General features: G+C 36.5%; 13 protein-coding genes and 2 pseudogenes. 8 read left to right on the top strand and 7 right to left on the bottom strand.

The window, feature by feature from the left end; translation table 11 throughout:
- Positions 1-92 precede the first annotated feature (92 nt).
- Both AC1MGI_RS00475 and AC1MGI_RS00480 read left to right on the top strand, forming a co-directional pair.
- Positions 93-311: a DUF1659 domain-containing protein gene (locus AC1MGI_RS00475; RefSeq protein ID WP_480347716.1), complete on the top strand. Its 219-nt coding sequence runs from the start codon at positions 93-95 to the stop codon at positions 309-311.
- A 29-nt stretch (positions 312-340) separates the two neighbouring features.
- A complete protein-coding gene (locus tag AC1MGI_RS00480; RefSeq protein ID WP_480347717.1) occupies positions 341-559 on the top strand; it encodes a DUF2922 domain-containing protein in 219 nt (72 codons plus the stop codon).
- Positions 560-722: 163 nt separating this feature from the next.
- Here the strand turns inward: AC1MGI_RS00480 and AC1MGI_RS00485 are convergent, their stop codons facing one another.
- Positions 723-932 (bottom strand): hypothetical protein, encoded by a 210-nt coding sequence (locus AC1MGI_RS00485; protein WP_480347720.1) that lies wholly within the window; start codon positions 930-932, stop codon positions 723-725.
- A gap of 282 nt (positions 933-1214) precedes the next feature.
- Entirely contained in the window at positions 1215-4298 is a 3084-nt protein-coding gene (locus AC1MGI_RS00490) for an efflux RND transporter permease subunit (protein WP_480347721.1), read from the bottom strand.
- Positions 4299-4398: 100 nt separating this feature from the next.
- On the opposite strand from AC1MGI_RS00490, the gene AC1MGI_RS00495 reads away from it, so the two are divergent.
- Together AC1MGI_RS00495 and AC1MGI_RS00500 are read left to right on the top strand one after the other, a co-directional pair.
- Positions 4399-5232, top strand: coding sequence for a TetR/AcrR family transcriptional regulator (locus tag AC1MGI_RS00495; RefSeq protein WP_480347723.1), 834 nt, complete (start codon positions 4399-4401; stop codon positions 5230-5232).
- A gap of 146 nt (positions 5233-5378) precedes the next feature.
- Positions 5379-6173, top strand: a complete 795-nt coding sequence (locus tag AC1MGI_RS00500; protein WP_480347725.1) for a histidinol-phosphatase HisJ family protein — start codon at positions 5379-5381, stop codon at positions 6171-6173.
- A gap of 125 nt (positions 6174-6298) precedes the next feature.
- Here the strand turns inward: AC1MGI_RS00500 and AC1MGI_RS00505 are convergent, their stop codons facing one another.
- Positions 6299-8605, bottom strand: a complete 2307-nt coding sequence (locus AC1MGI_RS00505) for a glycoside hydrolase family 2 protein (RefSeq protein WP_480347727.1) — start codon at positions 8603-8605, stop codon at positions 6299-6301.
- A gap of 228 nt (positions 8606-8833) precedes the next feature.
- Between AC1MGI_RS00505 and AC1MGI_RS00510 the strand changes: the two genes are divergently transcribed.
- Complete coding sequence (locus tag AC1MGI_RS00510) at positions 8834-10066, top strand: helix-turn-helix domain-containing protein (protein ID WP_480347728.1); 1233 nt, start codon at positions 8834-8836, stop codon at positions 10064-10066.
- Positions 10067-10309: 243 nt separating this feature from the next.
- Positions 10310-11515: an MFS transporter gene (locus AC1MGI_RS00515; RefSeq protein WP_480347730.1), complete on the top strand. Its 1206-nt coding sequence runs from the start codon at positions 10310-10312 to the stop codon at positions 11513-11515.
- Positions 11516-11699: 184 nt separating this feature from the next.
- Here the strand turns inward: AC1MGI_RS00515 and AC1MGI_RS00520 are convergent, their stop codons facing one another.
- Positions 11700-12056 (bottom strand): nuclear transport factor 2 family protein, encoded by a 357-nt coding sequence (locus AC1MGI_RS00520; RefSeq protein ID WP_480347732.1) that lies wholly within the window; start codon positions 12054-12056, stop codon positions 11700-11702.
- Positions 12057-12539: 483 nt separating this feature from the next.
- Positions 12540-13124 (bottom strand): LysE family transporter, encoded by a 585-nt coding sequence (locus AC1MGI_RS00525; RefSeq protein ID WP_480347734.1) that lies wholly within the window; start codon positions 13122-13124, stop codon positions 12540-12542.
- A 110-nt stretch (positions 13125-13234) separates the two neighbouring features.
- Between AC1MGI_RS00525 and AC1MGI_RS00530 the strand changes: the two genes are divergently transcribed.
- The gene (locus AC1MGI_RS00530; protein WP_480347736.1) at positions 13235-13789 is read left to right on the top strand and encodes a helix-turn-helix domain-containing protein; all 555 of its coding nucleotides are present in this window, start codon (positions 13235-13237) and stop codon (positions 13787-13789) included.
- A gap of 254 nt (positions 13790-14043) precedes the next feature.
- Here the strand turns inward: AC1MGI_RS00530 and AC1MGI_RS00535 are convergent.
- Together AC1MGI_RS00535 and AC1MGI_RS00540 are read right to left on the bottom strand one after the other, a co-directional pair.
- Positions 14044-14262 (bottom strand): annotated as a pseudogene (locus tag AC1MGI_RS00535) (GNAT family N-acetyltransferase); the annotation flags it as partial.
- A 108-nt stretch (positions 14263-14370) separates the two neighbouring features.
- Positions 14371-14676, bottom strand: coding sequence for a hypothetical protein (locus AC1MGI_RS00540; protein WP_480347738.1), 306 nt, complete (start codon positions 14674-14676; stop codon positions 14371-14373).
- A 566-nt stretch (positions 14677-15242) separates the two neighbouring features.
- Here AC1MGI_RS00540 and AC1MGI_RS00545 point away from each other — a divergent pair.
- A pseudogene (locus AC1MGI_RS00545) lies at positions 15243-16417 on the top strand (hypothetical protein).
- The last annotated feature ends 77 nt before the right edge of the window (positions 16418-16494 follow it).

Raw genomic sequence — 16494 nt, forward strand, 5'->3', positions numbered from 1 at the left:
AATTCAATCTAGAAACTCGTTTAAAAACTTTCCCCCCGATGCTACTTTTTCTGCTTTAACGCTTATAAAGAAAGCGAAAGGAGGTGAGCAACGTGGCAATTGAAATTCTTGAAGCTGTAACGATCCGCTTAGAGTTTGAAACAGGCATGGATGAAAAAGGCATACCGATTGTGAAGCGTAAATCATTTTCCAATGTAAAAACAGATGCTGCTTCAGATGATATTTTAGCGGCAGCTGAAGCGATCGCAGGGTTACAAATGCACCCTCTATCAAAAGTCGCTCAAATCGGGACAACGGTTCTATCCAATTAATTTTCTAAGGAATGAAAGGGGTGAAGAAAATGGCAAAAACACTGGAATTATTGTTTCTAACCGACGGCGGTAAATCAGCAACACTTTCTGTTGCTGATCCAATTGAACCGGTTGACGTAGAAAAAGTGAAAACAGCTATGGATGCAGTCATAGCGAGCAATGTGTTCACAACAGCGTCCGGATCATTCATGAGTGCAAAAGGCGCAAGAGTTGTCGAGCGCAATGTGAGTGAATATGAAGTGAATTAATCAAATGAGACCGAGGCTGTCCTGTATTTAGGATAAGCCTCGGTCTCTTTTCAATAAAGTGAAACTTCAATCAGTGGGGGTTTTACTGCCCGTTAATGCGGGATAAAAATAGCGCCAACTTCTATCTTAATAGAAATCGGCACTTCGTTTATTCGCTATACGTTTAGCGTGACTCTTTTGTCGGTTGGCACACTTCACATTTACGTTGGTTATTATTTTTAAATTTGGTAAATGTTTTTTCAAAATTGCTACCACATGCACATTTAAATAGTAACTTTTGCGAAAAACCGTGATATTCCGTCGATAGTAACTTACTTTCTGAATTGTTCGCAACAAATTCTTTAATTTTACTGATCGTCCATCGTTTATTCATTCTCTAACACCTCCATATTTACGCTTTAGCGGAGGCTTTTCTTGGCATCCGTTCATCCGTTCAATTATGAGCAAAGGTCGTAATTATCCTAAGTGTCTCATTATAGCATGAGCTGACACACAATCAAACAGATCGTTATTTTGCACGCATACTAGATCATTCCAAACTGACGTATCGTGTTTGATCTACCTGTTCGTATTAAAGATATACAAGGCTTTAGTCCCCCCTCAAATTGGGGTTTAAGAAGCCCTACAAGATCATGCTCTTGTAGGGCTAAAACCATTAGTTCTCTTCTACTTCTTTACGGTTTTTCTTGAATAGCTTCGATAAGATTTCATAAACGATTGGTACAACAATTAATGTTAATAACGTCGAACTTGCTAGACCACCGATTACTGTAATACCAAGGCCTTTGGAGATCAATCCACCGCCGCCTGAGCCAATCGCTAATGGGATCAATGCACCGATCGTTGCGATTGCGGTCATAAGGATTGGACGTAGACGCGTTACGCCAGCCTCAAGAATCGCTTCGCGCATATTCATACCATCACGTTCCATATGAATAATACGGTCTACAAGTACAATGGCATTCGTTACAACGACACCGATTAACATTAATAGACCCATCATAACAGAGACAGAGATCGTTTCACGGCCGATTAATAAGCCAACAAATGAGCCAATTACTGCAAATGGTAACGAGAATAGAATCGCAAATGGCGCGACACCTTCACGGAATGTAACCACAAGGATAAAGTAGACGATCGCAATTGCCGCAGCCATAGCTACACCAAGTTGTGTAAATGTTTCAGTCATGTCTGCCGTTACACCAGCAACATCCACTGTAACACCTTTAGGTAAATCTAATTGATCAATCTCTTTATCTACTTTAGCTGTTACTTTGGAAATATCATCACCAATAATTTCCCCTGAAACTGTTGCGTAGTATTCACCTTTACTACGTGCAAGAGTATTTAAAGTCGTCCCTTTCTTAACCGTTACAAGTTCAGAAAGTGGCATTGTATTACCTTGCGCTGTTGGTACTGGTGTTGCTAAAATATCATCGATTGACTTTGGCTGTGCAGCTTGTTCTTGTTGAACAATTACATCTAATGTATCACCATTTTTTTCAACCGTTGTTAAAACATCTTGTGTTTTTGCTGGGCTTAACATCATGACGAGTTGCCCTGTTGTTAACCCATACTGCAGCAATTCATCTTGCGCTACGTTGAACGTATATTCAACATAGGCATCTTCTGCACTTGAAGAAACATCTTTTAAACCGTCCGTTTTCTTCATTACGTCTTCTACTTGTTTTACCGTTTCATTTAGTTTATCTAGATTTTCACTATAAAATGAGTAGCTTACTTCATTTGTCGATCCCGACATAGATGAGAAGTTCTGGCTCTTCCATTCGCCTGTTTGACCAATATTCGTCACATACTTTTCAATTTCTGTGCGAACCTCTGGAAAGTTATCCATTTCCGGGTCAAAGATTAGGTACATTAATCCGCCACCTGCTCCGCCACCCATCATCGCTGACATCTGATCGCCACTATCTGTTACAGAAACTTGAACAATATCAATATCATCATGTTTAAGTAACTTCTCTTCGACAACATGAATGTTTGCTAATGTCTCATCCTTAAGCTCGCCTGCTTTTGGTGTGTACGTTAAGTACATCACTTTATCTTCTTCACTGCCCATGAAACTAAAGCCGATTAATGGCGTTAACGCCAAACTACCAGCTAATAAAACAATCGCAATTAGGGAAGTAATAACTTTATGGTTAAGTGCTTTAGTAAGGATACCTTTGTACCATTTAGCTAATTTACCAGCCTCTTTATGGCTACTTTCGGTTTTTTCACCATATAACTTCTTCTTAAATAAGAAGTGGGATAGCGCCGGAACGATTGTAATCGCAACAATTAACGAAGCAAAAAGCGCAAACGCCATTGTTAGTGCGAACGGCATGAATAGCTCGCCGACCATACCACCAACGAAGATAAGTGGCGCGAATACCGCAACTGTTACTAATGTAGATGACATGATTGGTTTGAACATTTCAATTGTCGCTTCACGTACAAGTGCGCGACCTGTTAATTTCTCTTCTTTTAAATGTAAACGACGATAAATATTTTCAACGACTACGATGGAGTCATCAATTACCCGACCGATGGCCACCGTAATCGCACCAAGTGTCATAATATTTAGCGTAATATCCATCCAGTTTAGTATCAGTAAAGCCATGAAAATTGAAACTGGAATCGATACGATCGAAATAATCGTTGATTTAAAATCACGTAGGAATAGAAGGATAATTAATACGGCAATTAAACCACCAAATAACGCTTTTTCAATCATCGTTGAAACGGATTTTTCAATTGGTGCACCTTGGTCAAGAGTTACATCGATGACAAGACCATCGTATTTTGCCTTTTCTTCTTTGACTAACTTCTTCACACTGTTTACAACATCAACAGTGTTTGCTTGTTGCCCTTTGACAATTTGAATCGCAATAGCCTCTTTACCATTTGTACGTGAAACGGATTGTACTTTACCAACTACATCAATGGTAGCAATATCGCTCAGTTTCACAAATGGTGACGGACTTGCAGCTGTTGGTGTTACCGGAATAAGCATATTCTTTAATTCATCAGCTGTCATGAACTTACCGTCGATTGCTACGGCTTGTTCCCCTGCTTTAAACTCGTAAAGACCTAGTGAAACAGCTACGTTACTCGCTTGAATCATTTGCTTTACTTGATCTTCTGTTAAGCCGAGTTCAGTCATCTTTGTTTTGTTATACGTAAGGTCTACTTCTTCAATATGCTGACCTGTAATTGCTGCCGACGCAACACCATCGATTTTCTCGATTTTTGGCAGTAAACTTTCCTCTACCGTTGACGTTAATTCAACAATATCCTCTTTTGAACTACTTACACTTAAGGCAACAACTGGCATCATGTTCATGCTAATCGCTGTAGTTGTCGGCTCTTGTGCTCCTTCTGGTAATTTCACTGCATCTAACGCAGATTGCAAGGCACGTTTCGCCTCGTCCATATCCACACCATATTCGTATTCCACTTGAATACTTGCCATGTTAGAATAGGAATTTGAATAAACGGATTTCACGTTTTCAAGATTTTCTACCGCTTTCTCTATCGGCATGGACACATCTTCCATTACTTTTTCAGGAGTTGCTCCAGGATATACATCCATGACCATTAAGTAAGGAATCGAAATATTGGGGATCGTCTCCATATTCATTTTCGTACCTGAATAAATACCAGATACCGTAATGATAATAGTAAGCAGCCATACCGCTAGTTTATTCTTTAAGACAAAATTGACTAACCCTTTCACTATTACACCCACCTTAAATTGACTTATCAAGCTCATTTATTTATAATAATGACTAGTGAGTCATTTGTCAACGATAGGGTATCTAGGAGCGATATAAATAATGATTAAGAAACAATTAATTATGGAAAAGGCGTTAGATCTTTTTGCAAAACAAGGTTTTGAAGCCACTTCTGTTCAACAAATAACAGAACATTGCGGGATTTCCAAGGGTTCTTTTTACTTATCTTTTAAGTCAAAGGACGAATTGATTTTAGCATTAATTGATCATTTTATGATGCAAATTACTTCTGATATTGACTATGCGGTCAGAAACACAAATGATGATAAAAAGCTTTTATACGAATTTTATTACACCATGTTCTATACGTTTCATAAGCATTCTGATTTCGCCAAAATTCTTATTAAAGAGCAAATACAGTCATTTAATGAAGTACTGATCGAAAGAATGCATAACTATAATCAATTAAACGAGAAAATTATCTTATCGATGATTGAACGTCTATATAGGGAAGAAGTCGAGCTGATCAAATATGATTTAATTTATTGTATTAAAGGCTTTATGAGCACTTATTTAGAATTATTTTTATTCTATAACGTACCGTTGGATCTGGAGTTACTGTCTCAATCCCTTGTGGAAAAAACAAATTTACTAGCAAGGCATACCACGATCCCATTTATTTCACAAGAACTGATCGAAATGATTAACCAGCCAATGAATGAAAAGATAACGAAGGAACTGCTGCTCGAGATCATCGATCAAAAAATGGAAGAAATAGAGGAGTCGATCGAAAAAGAATCGTTAATCCTCCTAAAGCAACAACTACTTGAACCAACATTAGTTCCCGCTATTGTAAAAGGCTTACTAGAAAACATTCGAAATCACCCTCATTGTAAAGGGATTTCTTATTTACTTCGTCGTTATTATGAATTTTAAAAACTAAGAAAGGCAGAACGCTTTCACTTTTAAGCATTCTGCCTTTCTTAGTTAATCCTTCATTGCCACGTACTGTTTCTTTTGCTAGAATCATGTATCATTATTTATACCTTTAGTAAAGTCATGAACGGAGAGGATGCCCTGTTATGCGTTTAATCGATTATCATCACCATACAAATCATTCGTTTGATTCTACCGCTTCCATGAAAGATGTATGTAAAACCGCCATTGAGAAAGGAATCAGAGAAATTTGTTTCACAGAACACTTTTCGGTTAACCCCCTCGCTCCCACTTATGGTCATATGAATTTCACACATTATTTTAACGAGATCAAGGAATGTCAAGAAATATACGGCAACCACTTGGTTATCAAAGTTGGCATTGAACTTTGTGAACCACACCTGCTTAAACAGGAATATGAAGCGGCACTGTCACCATTGGATTTAGATTTCATCTTAGGGTCTGTACATAATATTAACAACCTTAAATTACGTAGATTTTTGGAGAATAAGGATACCTATTTAGCGTATCAAAGCTATTTTGAAGAAGTGTACAAGATGGTTTGTTGGGCAGATATAGATGTGATTGCACATTTAGACTTACTCAAACGCTATGCCGTCAAAACGATTGGCATGTATCATTTTGAAGATCACAAAGAGATATTAGAAGCGATTTTAATGAAGGCGATCGAACGAAACATCGGCATTGAAATTAATACTTCAGGACTTAGAGGAAGCTTGAAGCAAGCTCTTCCTTCTATTAATATCGTACAACTTTATAAAGAATTAGGCGGCGAAATTCTAACAATCGGTTCTGATTCTCATTTTGCGGACGCCGTTGGTTCGAATTTTGAGGATGCTGTTGATATGGCGATACAATGTGGTTTTACATCGATATTCACTTTTGAGCGTCGAAAGCCGATTGCGATAAATCTCGTATAAGTGGAAAAGGAGTTGCCCATGTAAGCAACTCCTTTTCCACTTATTCACATCTTTTACGTTGCTAGGAGCGTATTGTTACTTACAGATGATGATCCACGAATCTGCCACTCGTAATTGCGCTTCAATTATGATTTTTTAATTTGTGTTAGTTCTTTATTAAGTAGATACATCAATTTTTCATTAAACAAGTCTTCGTCCATAGATGCGATGAAATCCAACTGCATTCCCTGTGCCATCCCAAACATTGGGTGCTCTGCAAAATTACCTAAATACTTTTCAAGCACAGCTTTCGCTTCTTCATTTTCCATAAGATCTTTAAATGTGTCAGCTGTTGAATACACATCATCAGTAATGTGAATTTCTTCAACTTCCTCTGCATCATCACCTAGATCAGGCATTTGGAACCAGTTCGCTACTAATCCACCTGTTTCCGCTTCAGGAGCCTCATAACTTGGGTTAGGTTCTGTCACTTTGTTAAACTTAGCCACATCTTGTAATTCAACACCATCATGGTTCGAAATAACTTTGATCTCGTTCATGCCATCTTGTAATTCAATATGTTCAAAAGTAAAGATTCTACGACCTGATTTCGTTTCTAATTCTTTGCCGTTTACATAAAGCGTGAGTTCCTCACAATTCGAATACACTTTAACAGAAATGGTGCGATCAGCGCGATCGATATAGCGTTTGCTTGTAATATGCACGAATTTTTCATCTGACCAATTTGCTTTATACATATAAAACGCGTCTTTTTTAATCTTACGATCGTATGTGATTAACCCTTTGTTATTTCTTCCCTTAACGCCGCCTTCATCTCTTATATTGGCACCGAAATCAAACATATTCCATACATATGTGGACCAGAGGTAAGGACGTTCCGAGAAAATTTTCCAAACCTTTTCATGATAAAGCGTATGGTATTCTTCCGTATAGTCTTTTACTTTCGGATCATTGCTATGATATTGTAAAATACCCTCTGCCCCGTATTCTGAAATCCCTAATTTCACCGTAGGATTCGTCTTATGAAATCCATCAAGCCAACCGGCAAAATCTTCTGCTTTTCCTTGATACCAACCATAATATTTATTATAGCCAACGATATCTGTCATATAGTTATATTCATCTTTATCTGGCACGAACATCACATTCGCCATTGTCGTTAATCTTGTCGGATCTTCTTTTTTCGTTAGCTCATTTAATTCTTTCACAAGTTTTCTAAGTTCTGGTCTTTCGCCACTAATTTGGATTTCATTTTGAATTCCCCAGAACATAATTGACGGATGGTTAAAGTTTTGTCTAATTAATTCAATCATTTGCTGTTTAGCATTAATACCTTCTAATTCTGTTTTTGACATAACAGAGATAAATGGTATTTCTGCCCAAATAACCATACCTTCTTGATCACATAAATCATAGAAATATTGGTCATGTTGATAGTGAGCTAATCTAATTGAGGTAGCTCCTACCTCCTTAATTAAGTCCATATCTTCTTCGTGCTCTTTTTTAGTAATTGCCCATCCCATATCTTTGCGATCTTGATGTCTTGAAACACCATTTAAGGCAAGATGTTCACCATTTAAGAAGAAGCCTTTCTCAGCGTCCACTTCAAAATATCTTACACCGAAAGGAATCGATAGCTCATCTACAATATCGTTAAAGCTCTGCAAAGATACTTTCGCTTCATACAGATACGCATTTTTTCTACCATTCCATAATGTTGGGTTTTCGATTACAACTGGTACTTCAACTTCTTTTGTTTCACGTGAAGCTAGCACGACTTCTTTTGCAGCATAAGCTACTGTTTTTCCTTGTGCATCTACTAAATCGACCCACAGTCTTACTTTCTTTTCTTCCTCATGATCATTGACTACTTTAGATTTAATCGTTAATGAAGCCTTCTCTTCGTTTACTTCTTCTTGAATGACATAGATTCCTTGTGAACCATAGTCCATCAAATCAAAGTGAAGATGATTAGCAATCACTACATTTACATCACGATAGATTCCACCGTAAAAGGTAAAATCGGCCATTTGTGGATAGACATCATCAACAACAGTATTATCTACCTTTACAGCTAGCGTGTTCTTCGTTCCAAATTGAGTAACATCACTAATATCAAATCTAAAAGTAGAATAACCACCTTTATGTTGTCCCAGATGTTGACCATTCATATAGACATCCGTAATACTGTTAGAGCCGTTGAACTCGATATATACTTTGTTCCCTTTTGCTAATGTATCTACGACAAACTCTTTTCGATACCAACAAGCCCCTTTATAAAAATCAAAGCCATTTGCTCCATCAATAGCGTTCCATGTGTGGGGTACATGAACAACTTCCCAGCTTTCATCATTATAAGCTTGGTCCATTGCTTGTCCTTCATCTTGCTTTATAAATTTCCATTCATCATTCATATTAATAATTTTTCTCATTGTAATTCCTCCTAAATTTATCTTTTTATATATGGGAACGATTACATTTCAGATAAAACGACTATCAACTATAAGTACCTTCATGACTAATTCCGTATTCTTACGTTAATTATATTGTAAGGTTAATATTTATTATCGTATTATATTGATATAATTAGTACAAAAACAACTTTTTTTTACATATTTACAGATATACTAGTTGAAAGAATCCATCGAAGAGGTGATTATATGTCAGAGGAATCAAGATTGTATTTTAATGATTTCAATAAAAAATGTACGATAATAAATGCGATTACTAAAATGGATGTTCGGTTAATTGATAAAGACGGGAATGCTACTTTACAGCTCGTTAATCATCATATTCCCGCTGTACTACAAAACAGCAACAATGAGTATTTTACAATTAATGAGACACTAAGAAAGAATGAAACAAATAGCTACTATTATCATGTAAATTCGTTTGGCCTTGAGTATATTGCAGCTGGTATTTGGAGAAATAGCATATTTTATGGTTCCGTATTAATAGGTCCTTTTATTTCAAGTATTCCTAGTATTGGATTTATTAGTGATATTTTATCTAAAAACAAGCTGCCTGTTAGTGAACGAAAACAGCTCGAAGAATTCTATACATCCTTAACCGTTATTAGTAGTATGGATTCTAATAGCATCGGCGATTTACTTGTTAATATGTGTCTCCATAAACATATTGATTCACAACTCATAACCTCTGAAATCATCACCCCACCACTAAATAAAGAGCAACTAAAAACCAATATTGCTGAAAGTAAAACGATGATCGAGGCTAGATATCAATTTGAGAAGAGAGTAATGGATGCGATTGCCAAAGGAGACAAAGAAGAAATCGCTCGGATTGCAAATGAAAGTAATAGTCTCTTACATATTTCAGATAGAATCCCCGAAAGTCCGATTAGATCGGCAAAAAATATAACTTTGGTTATGAACACGATTTGTAGAAAAGCTGCTGAAAGAGGAGGAGTACATCCCATTTATATTCATACTATTTCAGAAAAATTTGCTATCCTGATTGAAAGAGCACCGAATCTACCTCATTTAAAAAAATTGGGCATCGTGATGATTAATGAATATTGTGAACTTGTCCAAACATTTTCAACACGTAATTATAGCTTCATCGTCAAAAAGGCAGTTGATTATATTCATTTACACTTAGAAAACCCTTTAACACTTCATGATCTCGCTGCTACTTTACACGTGAATCCTTCCCATCTTTCTCGCAAATTCAAGTCAGAGACGACTAAGAATATCATCGATTATATGAATCAAAAAAGGGTGGAAGAAGCTAAGTTATACCTCCAAAGAGGAAATGTATCGATTACAGAAATTGCTTTTATGGTCGGATTCAATGATCTCAATTATTTTAGTAGAGTATTTAAAAAAACGACAACATTTACACCATCGCAATATAGTAAACGATTCCTTTGAAAGGGGTTACCAAAGTGTAGGAGTCAGACCCCGTAACAACTAAATACGGTGGATGAAACACTACAAACTGATTGAGAGTGTGAGGTCGGCTCCTTACGAAATACAGTCGCCTGAATTATCCATGTTATACAATCCTTTCTAATTGACAACGATCCATCAAAAACTATAAGATAGGGAGCGTGCCAAAATGAATCATGCCAATTAAATGGTTGGTTTGAGTAACTGTAGAAAGAGAGGCAATATATGTCAACAGAACAACGTAAAAAGATGATCGTTCTTATGATCAATATGTTTATAGCAATAGGAAGTTTCGGAATTATTATTCCCATTTTACCAGCATACTTAGCATCCATTAATCAAGGTGGAACTGCTGCCGGACTTATGATTGCAATTTTCGCAGGAGCTCAACTTATTTTTTCTCCGATTGCGGGAAAATGGACGGATCAATACGGTCGTAGAAAGATGATTATCTACGGACTAGTTGGCTTGACGCTGTCCATGTTTATCTTCTATGCCGTTAATTCCATTTGGCTGCTATATGCTTCTCGTGTTGTCGGCGGAATTGGTGCTGCATTACTTGTGCCAGCTATATTTGCTTATGTAGCCGATATTACGACATTCGATCAGCGAGCAAAGGGCAATAGTTTAGTATCTGCGGCCATGTCACTAGGAATTGTCGTTGGACCAGGGATTGGTGGATTTTTAGCTGACTTTGGTTTAAAGGTTCCATTTTTAATTTCTGCACTTGTATCACTTGCTGCTGTCGTGTTTTCAATTTTTGTTTTAAAGGAAAGTGAAACGAAAGAAGTAGCACAAGCTACGGAAATGGCAGAAGAAGAATCAATGCTTCGCCAAATTGCCACGTCTGTTAAGAAGCCATATTTTATTCCGCTTATTATTACCCTCGTGCTGAGCTTTGGGTTAATGGCCTATGAATCCATAATTGGTCTGTATCTCGACAATCAATTTAGTGCGACACCTCAGGAAATTGCCACGATGATTACAGCTACTGGGATCGTTAGCGTAATCGTTCAGCTTTTTGTCGTGGATCGGGTAGTTCGTCGTTTTGGAGAAGTTTCTGTATTAAATATTTTTATCGGCATCGCAGCCATCGGATTTCTACTTTCACTCTTTGCTTCTAGTTATGCGCTTTTCTTTGGAATTTCTCTCATCATCTTCCTTTCTACCTCCATCCTCAGACCAGTCCTAAACACACTGATTTCTAAGATGGCAGGGAACGAACAAGGCTTTGCGATGGGAATGAATAACGCATATATGAGCATTGGGAATGTGCTTGGACCAACCCTTGCCGGATTGATGTATGATGTGCATATTACGTATCCATTCATTTTAGGGCTTGTTCTCTTGGTCATTACATTATTCATTACGATGGCTTGGCAAAAGCGGTCTCTTCACGCGAAAGCATTGTCGAAACAGCCGTCAAGCTGATCAAAACAAAAATATAAGTGGTTGTACCAAAAAAGGATCTGATTTCACACGCTAAACATTATTTATTGTATCAAGTAAATGATGTAGTAAATGTGGGGCCTGATCCTTTCTTTATGGGGCAATCTCTTATTTTTTTTATATCCATATGTATTAGGAGAAATTGTATACACGATTAACTAATTTATCATTCCGAACTTTCTATCGTACCTTGATGAAAAACCATCTGCCATCTACCATCTATCTGTTTCCATACCGAGCTCCTTAAACTTTCTTTCATTCTCGTTTCATCTTTCAAATCATACATGGTTAACACTGAATCTGACGATAATAGTTTGATCTCAAAGTTCAATACATACATCAGCTGTGTAGCAAGACCATCGAGACAATCCTGTTTATTCTTCTTCTTACCAGAGCTTGTAAACTCAATAAAATCATCTGCCAATAACTTCTCAAGTTCTATTTTAGATTGACGAATTTCTGGTGTTAGTAATTGTACTTCTAAATCATATAACAGTTCTTTTAGCACAGAACCACTTTCCATATGTAAGCATCTCCTCAAAATTACAGATTCCCAATACTTCTTTTCTATTTCTACAGGTAAAGAAGCTAGATTCGCTATTTATGTTAATTATTAATTGTCTAGTGAGGTCTTCATACCTTAACAATCCATATTAAGCACTCTCATTTTCCAGAAAATTGCTACTACTCAACTTGGCGTTAATGCGGAATATTTTAATACACCGGTTATAGGAGCAAGGCCAAACATAAAAAATAAATACCCTGCCCCAAATAATAGTTTCCCCCACAACGAATGTTTTTCATCTCTTCCTCCCCTTTGTATTTTTTATTTTACATAACTTTTGTTATAGACAAGGATTAACTCATCATCTTATACATCATAAGTTCTTTCTACTTTAACTACGCTGTTTTTTCCAATTATAACCTATAACATTTTTCAACGTTCAATAAAAAAAGAGTTGCCACAGCAACCCTTTAACATAAGCTCCTTATAAGCAACCTATAATTATTCTACAAGAATCGATACTGCACTATAAACCAATAACAAAGCCATTACCAGATTAAACTGACTTCTATACTTAGTTAGGAATATTTGAAAGAGAGAACCGAACATACTCCAACACACTGTACTAAGAAAACCAACAAAAGCCAGTAATATTGAAAAAGCTAGTAAGCTGAAATTAGAACTGTGATAAGGAAGAATAAAAGTTGATATGGCCGTTATACCGTATAAAATACCTTTTGGGTTTACGAATTGTAAAACCATACCTGAGAAAAAACTGTTATGCTTATCGTCTTCATTGTCTTTATCATGATTTTTACTCATTACAATTTTTATAGCCAGATAGACCATATAAACGGCGGCTAGAATCGTCATCGCAAATTCGATTTTCGGTATGAAGTTTTTAAGCAAAAGATTAAAATAACTGCTCAATAACATGATGACAAAGAAGCCCGCACCAACACCTACACAAAACCTAAGTGTCTTTTTAAACCCAGATTTATTAGCAAATAACATGGCCATAATATTATTAGGACCTGGAGTAAAGCTTGAAATAAAAACATAAAGCATAAACGATAATAATGGCATAATTTTGCCCCTCCAAAACGTATGTTATAATGACTGTAATAGACACTATAAAGATTTACTTTATAGTGTACGATACAATCGTTATATTGTAAATACAGGAGGTGAATTTCATGGAGGAAATAAATCTTATTATTGCAAAAAACTTAAAAGCTTTAAGAGATGAGAAAAAATTAAGCCTTGAGAAGGTCGCAGATTTAACTGGAGTAAGTAAAACAATGATTGGTCAAATTGAAAGAGGCGAGTCAAGTCCGACGATAACAACAATCTGGAAAATTGCACATGGCTTAAAGATCTCATTTTCATCGCTAATCAATAATCCGCAGCCAGATACAAAAGTTATTTTAAAAAGCGAAGTTCAAGCACTATCTGAAGATAACGGGAAGTATCGAGTGTACCCCTATTTCTCCTTTCAAGAAGATAGACGCTTCGAAGTTTATTCAATCGAGATCGAAAAAGGTGGATTTCTAAGTGCTAATTCGCACGGCGACGGTACTGAGGAATTTTTAACCGTCTTTGATGGAGAATTAACTATCAATGTCAATAACATTAAATATACAGTAAGTAGTGGTGATTCTATCAGATTCAAAGCTGACAGACCTCATAGCTACCATAATTCAGGGGAAACATTAACACGATTAAGCATGACGATCTACTATCCCGCTTAAAAAGAAGCTTGTTTGATGTATACATTTATAACATGAATGCTCTTTGATAAGAAAACAACCCTTATTAAAATGGAGCTTATTTGTCATGATATATGCAACCGAAACCGCGACGCGACAAACGCGAGAAAACATGGGTCGATTTCTAAATACCATCATTGTAGAGAACCAATATTTCACAATATATAAACGTTGACAATAACTATAGGCTGCCTGAAGGTTGACAGCCTATAGTTCAATTTTAAGCAGACTTTACACGTTTTTAAGACCATTCTAACTGTTTTTAATAGATGACCATCAAAGTTATCATCAAATTCTGAGACAACTTCAAACCCTTTAGCCTTGTAAAAGGTTGTGGCAATTTTATTCTCTTTTTCTACGTTGATAAAAACGGCTTTGACACCTTCTAAGTTTTTTATGCCCTCTTTTTCCATAGCTGTACCTATTCCTTTCCCTTGATATTCAGGCAATAAATAAAGTGAAACTTCAATCAGTGGGGGGTTCTTCATCCCCCACTGATTGTTAGTTGAACCAATCGGGCTTTTACGGGCAGTTATTCCCCACCTATGCTTCTTCGATTCCTCTTAGCCTAGGTGGGGGGACTTACTGCCCGTTAAAGCGGGATAAATGGCTCCAAGCTCCGTTTCTCCTCTCTCTTTTACCGGAGAGAAGTTTGCAAAGCCCATGATTTCCCCTTTAACTTCTGAAATAAAAATACTAGATTGCTCTAAACGTACTTGCATCATCTCATCATTGTAAGCGGAATTTAAGAAACTTTCTTGAATTTCGTAGGGGATGATGCCTTCATAAGTAGTCTGCCAACTTGTTTTTGCGACTTGTTGAACCTGCTTTATGTCTTCCTTTTGCATTCGGCGAATTGTACATTCCATATATATCAGCCTTTCTGTTTATTACTGAATACTAATATTTCCATTCATCATAACATTCATTTCAGTAAATAAATTATTTTTCACTGCCTCTAAAATTCCAGCTTTATCCTATTTTATACACATTACAACTGCTAACAAAAAGAAAATTCCCTATCAATTTAATGTGTTTTTACCCAATAAATGTAACCAATATATAATGAGCGTAGTATTTTGTTGCCAAATCGTTCTATGAGTATTTTTACGACGGAACCCTTGAATCAATGAAAATAAATATAATCTACCATGATATTTATCCGTTGCAAATTACGAGACTTTGCATCTAATAGATTATGAATATGTATTTTTGGAATTTTTATTTGTGGATCACTGTAATACGATCGCCGCTTAATTAGCTTGATTCAAGGAACTTTTTCTATGGAGGGGTTCCAATTAATCTAAAATTTATAAGACTGAATAAAGATTAGGAGGTTTTAGAAATCTAAAAAAGACTATGGGTATTTATTTGAAATTAAATAGAATGCCTCTTAAAAAGTCCTTTGAGGTTCTAAAAGTTAGGAGAATAAGTCATGTCAACAGGGATATTGGAATTATTTATACCTAGACCTAACACAGCCATAGTGACTAAATCAGGGGATGATTCTAAAGGATCTATTGGAGGAAATCCCTTTCATACAATTAATGGCGCAATATCAGCCATTCATACATCAGGTGCTACTGGGATCACAATTCTCGTTTATCCAGGAATTTACGACGAAAAGGTGGTCATGCCTTCGGGTTGTTCCTTAAGGGGTGTTAGTTTATTAACTTTAACGATTCGTCAACAAAATGTAACGACTAATACAACTTTATTAACCATGGGTGAGAATTCAAGAGTAGAGGATGTTAACTTGCTTTTAACTTCAGCAAATCATGTTCAATTAGTTGGCGTGGCTTTTCCCGGAACAACTTCACAAACAGCTAAATTACGATCCACATCTATCACAGTAGATAACTCCACTGCTTTGACGACAGGTACATCTAATGTTTATGGCGTTCATTCATTTGGCACAGGAAACCCTTTAGATAATGTAGATGCTGTTAGAGCTTCAGTAATAACAGTAAAGTCAGCTGGCTTAGGTACAAAACGAGTATTATTAGTTAATACAAATGCACATCGATTTAATTGTAGGACAATAATTTTTTAATAACGAGTGCAGGCGGAAGCGGTTCATATATCGGTGTTGAAGTGAATCAATCCGGATCACAGCTAGTTGTACGTGCATCAACGATCCAAGGAATTACAGCCGATATTTCTCAAACAGCCGGGACAATAAGCATCGGTACTTCAAATTTATACAATTCAAATGCTAATAATTTGGGATTCTCTACTGTTTTACAGCCTTCTACGATTATTTGGAGCGATCCTGGTACCATACCCAAAGGAACTACTCGTTTTTATCGACCGGGATCGGCTTCTGTTACAACCACTGAAATCTTTATCCGGCTCAGTCAAAAATGTCTTTTAAAAGCATTAAATATACGGTCCTTAACAGGACCAGGGGTTTCTAATACAGATACATGGACCATTCGAAAAAATGGGATTGATACACCACTTTTCGTTTCATTATCTGGTACGCAAACTTCTAACATCAACAATACTACTTCTACATCTTTTCAGGCAGGAGACAGTCTGTCATTAAAAGTAGCGACAAGTGCTGGTACAAATGTGACAGATACAGTTATTCAGGTTGATATCTTTTAATCCGGCTGTTTTTCAATATTAAAAACGGGACATCCATTTTAAGGTTGTCCTGTTTTCGAACTAATTATTATCGTGAT

The organism is Peribacillus sp. BM1, from assembly GCF_056679975.1.

Coding starts and splice junctions, on each gene's coding strand:
- AC1MGI_RS00480 (WP_480347717.1), top strand. CDS start 341: ATGGCAAAAACACTGGAATTATTGTTTCTAACCGACGGCGGTAAATCA.
- AC1MGI_RS00485 (WP_480347720.1), bottom strand. CDS start 932: ATGAATAAACGATGGACGATCAGTAAAATTAAAGAATTTGTTGCGAAC.
- AC1MGI_RS00495 (WP_480347723.1), top strand. CDS start 4,399: ATGATTAAGAAACAATTAATTATGGAAAAGGCGTTAGATCTTTTTGCA.
- AC1MGI_RS00500 (WP_480347725.1), top strand. CDS start 5,379: ATGCGTTTAATCGATTATCATCACCATACAAATCATTCGTTTGATTCT.
- AC1MGI_RS00505 (WP_480347727.1), bottom strand. CDS start 8,605: ATGAGAAAAATTATTAATATGAATGATGAATGGAAATTTATAAAGCAA.
- AC1MGI_RS00510 (WP_480347728.1), top strand. CDS start 8,834: ATGTCAGAGGAATCAAGATTGTATTTTAATGATTTCAATAAAAAATGT.
- AC1MGI_RS00515 (WP_480347730.1), top strand. CDS start 10,310: ATGTCAACAGAACAACGTAAAAAGATGATCGTTCTTATGATCAATATG.
- AC1MGI_RS00520 (WP_480347732.1), bottom strand. CDS start 12,056: ATGGAAAGTGGTTCTGTGCTAAAAGAACTGTTATATGATTTAGAAGTA.
- AC1MGI_RS00525 (WP_480347734.1), bottom strand. CDS start 13,124: ATGCCATTATTATCGTTTATGCTTTATGTTTTTATTTCAAGCTTTACT.
- AC1MGI_RS00530 (WP_480347736.1), top strand. CDS start 13,235: ATGGAGGAAATAAATCTTATTATTGCAAAAAACTTAAAAGCTTTAAGA.
- AC1MGI_RS00540 (WP_480347738.1), bottom strand. CDS start 14,676: ATGGAATGTACAATTCGCCGAATGCAAAAGGAAGACATAAAGCAGGTT.